The 4640-nt window shown below is 63.0% G+C and carries 7 protein-coding genes and 1 pseudogene; 2 read left to right on the forward strand and 6 right to left on the reverse strand.

The genetic code is table 11. The annotated features are described in order from the left end of the window. Nucleotides 1-597 (reverse strand): GAF domain-containing protein (locus H926_RS35400; RefSeq protein ID WP_237741201.1); only part of this gene is annotated, 597 nt, incomplete at its 3' end. A gap of 240 nt (nucleotides 598-837) precedes the next feature. Between H926_RS35400 and H926_RS0124730 the strand changes: the two genes are divergently transcribed. Further along, nucleotides 838-1887: an aldo/keto reductase gene (locus H926_RS0124730; RefSeq protein WP_028658478.1), complete on the forward strand. Its 1050-nt coding sequence runs from the start codon at nucleotides 838-840 to the stop codon at nucleotides 1885-1887. 145 nt (nucleotides 1888-2032) lie between these two features. Here the strand turns inward: H926_RS0124730 and H926_RS0124735 are convergent, their stop codons facing one another. The 5 genes from H926_RS0124735 to queF form a co-directional block, all read right to left on the reverse strand. After that, a complete protein-coding gene (locus H926_RS0124735; protein ID WP_022678624.1) occupies nucleotides 2033-2215 on the reverse strand; it encodes a Flp family type IVb pilin in 183 nt (60 codons plus the stop codon). 238 nt (nucleotides 2216-2453) lie between these two features. Beyond that, nucleotides 2454-2636: a Flp family type IVb pilin gene (locus tag H926_RS0124740; RefSeq protein WP_022678625.1), complete on the reverse strand. Its 183-nt coding sequence runs from the start codon at nucleotides 2634-2636 to the stop codon at nucleotides 2454-2456. 238 nt (nucleotides 2637-2874) lie between these two features. Continuing rightward, a complete protein-coding gene (locus H926_RS0124745; protein WP_022678625.1) occupies nucleotides 2875-3057 on the reverse strand; it encodes a Flp family type IVb pilin in 183 nt (60 codons plus the stop codon). 238 nt (nucleotides 3058-3295) lie between these two features. Further along, nucleotides 3296-3478: a Flp family type IVb pilin gene (locus tag H926_RS0124750; RefSeq protein ID WP_022678626.1), complete on the reverse strand. Its 183-nt coding sequence runs from the start codon at nucleotides 3476-3478 to the stop codon at nucleotides 3296-3298. Between the two features lie 214 nt (nucleotides 3479-3692). Continuing rightward, entirely contained in the window at nucleotides 3693-4172 is a 480-nt protein-coding gene (gene queF / locus H926_RS0124755) for a preQ(1) synthase (protein ID WP_028658479.1), read from the reverse strand. 157 nt (nucleotides 4173-4329) lie between these two features. On the opposite strand from queF, the pseudogene H926_RS35405 reads away from it, so the two are divergent. Then, a pseudogene (locus H926_RS35405) lies at nucleotides 4330-4640 on the forward strand (hypothetical protein); the annotation flags it as partial.

The following is a 4640-nucleotide window of genomic DNA, read 5'->3' on the forward strand; positions in this document are numbered from 1 at the left end:
CGCGGCGATCAGCGCGGCCATCGCGCGATCATGGTCGCCGCGCGCCGATGAGATGTCGAGCGCGGCGATAAGCCGCCCCTCGGCATCGAAAATCGGCGCATCCATGCAGCTTACGCCCACGTTGCGGCTGGCAAAGTGCTCGTCACGGTGGATCGTCACGGCGCGACCCTCCACCAGGCAGGTGCCGATGCCATTGGTGCCCTGCGCCGCCTCGGCCCACGATGCACCGGGCGCCAGGCCCAGTTCCTCGAACCGGCTGGCGTCAGCATCACCCGCCCGCCAATCCAGCACCACGCCGCCAGTATCGGCAATCAGCACGCAGGCGCCTGCCAGGCCCACGCTGCCGAACAGCCGATCGAGCACAGGCGCCGCCACGGCCAGCAGTTCGCCATTGCCGGCGCGCAGAGCCTTGAGTTCGGCCCCCCCCAACCGCTCTGCCACGCTGCGCGGCGCGGCCGGATCAAGCCCATGGTGCAGCGCCGATCGGCACCACGATGCCGCCACCGCCGAAACCGCCGCGCGCGAGGATTGCACCGCATTCAACACCCGTGCGGCGTGATCGGGATCGGGATCGAGACTGGGTTGCAAAACGGCCATGGCCTGTGCCTCTCCATCGGCTGTGGCGCCGCATCGTGGTGCGCCTGCTGCAGACGCGGGCCGGCGCCGGCGTTTGTGCGGCATGGCTCCTCGTGCGGCGGTTTTATCTGGCTCCATTGCTTCCATTTGCAAGGCATTTTGGCCCTTGCCCATTGGCCATTCGGCCGATGAAAAATCCTCATGTGCATTTGCGCAATTCATCGGCAAGAAGGCGCAAGCCGCAACGAATGGAGCAATCCCTTGCAAACCCGCAAACTTGGCACGACCGGCCTTGATGTCAGCCTGATCTGCCTGGGCACGATGACCTATGGGTCGCAGAACACGGAAGCAGAGGCGCACGCGCAGCTCGATTACGCGATCGATCATGGTGTCAATTTCATCGACACGGCCGAGGCCTATCCGGTCACGCCATTCCACAACGACACGATCGGCCGCACCGAGGAATATATCGGCACCTGGCTGGCCCAGCCCGGCAAGCGCGAGAAGGTGATCCTGGCCACCAAGGTGGCCGGCCCGGCGCGCGACATGGTGCGCAAGTTCCGTGGCGGCGACAACAAGCTCGATCGCCGCAATATCCTCTCGGCGATCGACGGCAGCCTGGCGCGCCTGCGCACCGACCATATCGATCTCTACCAGGTGCACTGGCCCGAACGCCATGTGCCGATGTTCGGCGCGCGCGGGCTGGCGCAGGTGCAGGACCGAGAGGATCTGACCCCGCTGGAGGAAACGCTCGATACGCTGGGGGAACTGGTCAAGGCCGGCAAAGTGCGCCACATCGGGGTGTCGAATGAAACGGCATGGGGTGTGGGTGAGTATCTTCGTCTCTCGCGGGACAAGGGCCTGCCGCGCGTGGCCTCGATCCAGAATGCCTACAACCTGGTCAATCGCCTGTTCGAAGGCAGCCTGGCCGAAGTGGCGCTGCGCGAAAACGTGCCGCTGCTGGCCTATTCGCCACTGGCAGCGGGCAATCTCACCGGCAAGTATCTGGGCGGGGTGATTCCCCCTGGATCGCGGCGCGACGTGGCCAACCAGTTCACCCGCTACGACACGCTCAATGCCAACGCTGCGATCGCGCGCTATGTCGCCATCGCCCATGCCTTTGGCCTCGATCCCGCCACCCTGGCGCTGGCCTATGTCAACAGCCGCCCGTTCGTGGCAGCGAACATCATTGGCGCCACCACGCCGGAACAGCTGGCGCTGGCCGTGGCCAGTGCCGATGTGACGCTGCCGCCCGAAGCACTGGCCGCGATCGAGGCGGTGCACGCCGTGCTGCCCGATCCCTGCCCGTGACACAAAAAGAAAGGGGGGCGTTTCCGCCCCCCTTTCCCTCTACCGTGGATGGTCTGCGCCCCGATCGCTGGCGACCGTCGCAGACCTGGGGACCGCCCCGGCCGCCGCATCGGCGTGGCCCGGGCGATCGCGCCAGGATCAAGCCTTAGAGCTTGCCGTCCGAAGCGTTGTTCATGTCGTTCGACACGAAATTGAACGTGTTGGACAGCGAGTTGCCGAGCGTACCCATGGCGGTGATCGCGGCAACGGAGATGAGGGCGGCAATCAGGCCATATTCGATGGCGGTGGCGCCTTCGGTGTCCTTGATGAGCTTGCGGAAGAAGGTCATGTCCAAGTCTCCTGTTTGAGTAACCCCGCTGCTCTTTTGGCAAACTCCCCCTAACCAATGGTAAATGGCCTACGCATTTTTGCGTAGCTGAACCGGCCGAAACACTAACTTTCGGTCAGTAATAGCCTTAATTTTTTGAAAAGGGGTTCTCAGCCGCGAAGCCAGCACAGCCTGTGCACGATTACCCCAAACCGTGCACAGGCCTGGCCCGGCCGATCACGGCCGTTCCGCGGGCGCCTTAGAGGTGACCGTCAGAGGCGTTGTTCATGTCGTTCGACACGAGGTTGAAAGTGTTGCCAAGCGAGTTGCCCAGCGCGCCCATGGCGGTGATGGCGGCAACAGCGATGAGAGCAGCGATCAGGCCGTATTCGATGGCGGTGGCGCCTTCGGTGTCCTTGATGAGCTTGCGGAAGAAGGTCATGTCCAAGTCTCCTGTTTGAGTAACCCCGCTGCTCTTTTGGCAAACTCCCCCTAACCAATGGTAAATGGCCTACGCATTTTTGCGTAGCTGAACCGGCCGAAACACTAACTTTCGGTCAGTAATAGCCTTAATTTTTTGAAAAGGGGTTCTCAGCCGCGAAGCCAGCACAGCCTGTGCACGATTACCCCAAACCGTGCACAGGCCTGGCCCGGCCGATCACGGCCGTTCCGCGGGCGCCTTAGAGGTGACCGTCAGAGGCGTTGTTCATGTCGTTCGACACGAGGTTGAAAGTGTTGCCAAGCGAGTTGCCCAGCGCGCCCATGGCGGTGATGGCGGCAACAGCGATGAGAGCAGCGATCAGGCCGTATTCGATGGCGGTGGCGCCTTCGGTGTCCTTGATGAGCTTGCGGAAGAAGGTCATGTCCAAGTCTCCTGTTTGAGTAACCCCGCTGCTCTTTTGGCAAACTCCCCCTAACCAATGGTAAATGGCCTACGCATTTTTGCGTAGCTGAACCGGCCGAAACACTAACTTTCGGTCAGTAATAGCCTTAATTTTTTGAAAAGGGGTTCTCAGCCGCGAAGCCAGCACAGCCTGTGCACGATTACCCCAAACCGTGCACAGGCCTGGCCCGGCCGATCACGGCCGTTCCGCGGGCGCCTTAGAGGTGACCGTCAGAGGCGTTGTTCATGTCGTTCGACACGAAATTGAACGTGTTGGACAGCGAGTTGCCGAGCGTACCCATGGCGGTGATCGCGGCAACGGAGATGAGGGCGGCAATCAGGCCATATTCGATGGCGGTGGCGCCTTCGGTGTCGGTAATCAGCTGGCGGAAAAAGGTCATATCCAAGTCTCCTGTTTCCGGCCCCCCGCTGCGCTTGTGGCAAAAGCATCCTAAGCAATGGTAAATGATGGTCGCAACTTGCTGTATCCATGCGGATAAAACCACTTCAACCGAACATCTAGATGGTTAACCGATCCCGCGCGTGACAGTCATGCAAAACAAAAGGGGCCGAATCGCCCCTTTTGCGTCCATCCGTGGCAAGGCGCCTGTGCCTTCAGCCGCGCCCGCGATAGCCCGGCACGCCCTGGTCGGGCAGCCACAGGGCTGCGGGTGGCGGGCCGGATTGCCAGAACACATCGATCGGAATGCCGCCGCGCGGATACCAGTAACCGCCGATGCGCAGCCACTGCGGCTTCATCTCGTCGAACAGGCGCTGGCCAATGCCCACGGTCACGTCTTCATGAAAGCCGTTATGGTTGCGGAACGCGCCGAGGAAGAGCTTGAGCGACTTGGATTCGACGATGGTTTCGCCCGGCGCATAGTCGATCACCAGGTGGGCAAAATCGGGCTGGCCGGTGACCGGGCACAGCGAGGTGAATTCCGGCGCGGCAAAGCGCACGAGATAGAGCGTGCCGCTACGCGGATTGGGCACATAGTCCAGCACCGCTTCCTCGGGCGATGCCGGCAGGGCGCTGGTCTGGCCCAGGTGCAGCGGGGCCGGATGGCCGGAAGCCGGACGATGGGGATCTGACATGGCGGGAAAATCCTTTCTGTTGCGCGCGCCATGCACCGAAACCCGGCGATGACGCAACCCGGCGGCTTGCGCCCGCCCGTTCAGGCACTATTCAACGCCATCCGGCCGTATCCGGCCAGTGCGACACATCATGAAACGAGGCAGTTCAGGCCAGGCCATGCGCGGCATTTTCCTCTCACGTTCATCGGCAACCGGATCACCGCGCGCCGCCCTGCTGGCATCGGCCCTATCGGCATCGGCCCTGGTCATCGCGGCACCGGCTGCTTTGGTCCCGGCACAGGCCCAGGCCCAAACGGCGGCGCCTACGGGCCAACCGGCCACCCCCCAGCCGATTACCCCGGCCGTGCCCGCGCCCACGCTGCCCACGCTCAATTCTCCCAGCCCTGCCCCGGTGATCAAGCCGGCGGCCCCGGCGGGATCGAACCTGCTGCCCACAGCGCCAACCACCGCGCCCACAGTCATCACCCT

Origin of the sequence: Novosphingobium sp. B-7 (assembly GCF_000410615.1) — a bacterium.
GTDB classification, from domain to species: Bacteria; Pseudomonadota; Alphaproteobacteria; order Sphingomonadales; family Sphingomonadaceae; genus Novosphingobium; species Novosphingobium capsulatum.

Coding starts and splice junctions, on each gene's coding strand:
- H926_RS0124745 (WP_022678625.1), bottom strand. CDS start 3,057: ATGACCTTCTTCCGCAAGCTCATCAAGGACACCGAAGGCGCCACCGCC.
- H926_RS0124735 (WP_022678624.1), bottom strand. CDS start 2,215: ATGACCTTCTTCCGCAAGCTCATCAAGGACACCGAAGGCGCCACCGCC.
- queF (WP_028658479.1), bottom strand. CDS start 4,172: ATGTCAGATCCCCATCGTCCGGCTTCCGGCCATCCGGCCCCGCTGCAC.
- H926_RS0124740 (WP_022678625.1), bottom strand. CDS start 2,636: ATGACCTTCTTCCGCAAGCTCATCAAGGACACCGAAGGCGCCACCGCC.
- H926_RS0124750 (WP_022678626.1), bottom strand. CDS start 3,478: ATGACCTTTTTCCGCCAGCTGATTACCGACACCGAAGGCGCCACCGCC.